This is a genomic window from Niallia laureatilytica (assembly GCF_046613985.1).
In the GTDB taxonomy this organism is placed as follows: Bacteria; Bacillota; Bacilli; order Bacillales; family Cytobacillaceae; genus Niallia.
Genome location: NZ_JBKKHP010000042.1, coordinates 1 through 462 on the forward strand (window position 1 = coordinate 1; position 462 = coordinate 462).

Consider the following 462-nt stretch of genomic DNA (forward strand, 5'->3'; position numbering starts at 1 on the left):
TTCAAAAAAAGTATAAAGGCTCAGTAGCTCAGTCGGTAGAGCAAAGGACTGAAAATCCTTGTGTCGGCGGTTCGATTCCGTCCTGAGCCACCATTAATATCATGATTATAATAGATTAACATGATGGCGGTTGTGGCGAAGTGGTTAACGCATCGGATTGTGGCTCCGACATTCGTGGGTTCGATTCCCATCAGTCGCCCCATATTTTAAATTTAATAACGCGGGTGTAGTTTAATGGTAAAACCTCAGCCTTCCAAGCTGATGTCGTGAGTTCGATTCTCATCACCCGCTCCAATATATGGGCCTATAGCTCAGCTGGTTAGAGCGCACGCCTGATAAGCGTGAGGTCGATGGTTCGAGTCCATTTAGGCCCACCATATTATTGTTCCGCAGTAGCTCAGTGGTAGAGCACTCGGCTGTTAACCGAGCGGTCGTAGGTTCGAATCCTACCTGCGGAGCCAT

At 47.8% G+C, this 462-nt stretch carries 5 tRNA genes; all 5 read left to right on the forward strand.

The annotated features are described in order from the left end of the window. Positions 1-17 precede the first annotated feature (17 nt). The 5 genes from ACLIJJ_RS26910 (at position 18) to ACLIJJ_RS26930 (ending at position 461) form a co-directional block, all read left to right on the forward strand. A tRNA-Phe gene (locus tag ACLIJJ_RS26910) sits at positions 18-93 on the forward strand. A gap of 33 nt (positions 94-126) precedes the next feature. Then, a tRNA-His gene (locus ACLIJJ_RS26915) sits at positions 127-202 on the forward strand. Between the two features lie 18 nt (positions 203-220). Further along, positions 221-294, forward strand: a tRNA-Gly gene (locus tag ACLIJJ_RS26920). A gap of 6 nt (positions 295-300) precedes the next feature. Beyond that, positions 301-377 (forward strand) — tRNA-Ile (locus ACLIJJ_RS26925). Positions 378-386: 9 nt separating this feature from the next. After that, a tRNA-Asn gene (locus ACLIJJ_RS26930) sits at positions 387-461 on the forward strand. Position 462 lies beyond the last annotated feature (1 nt).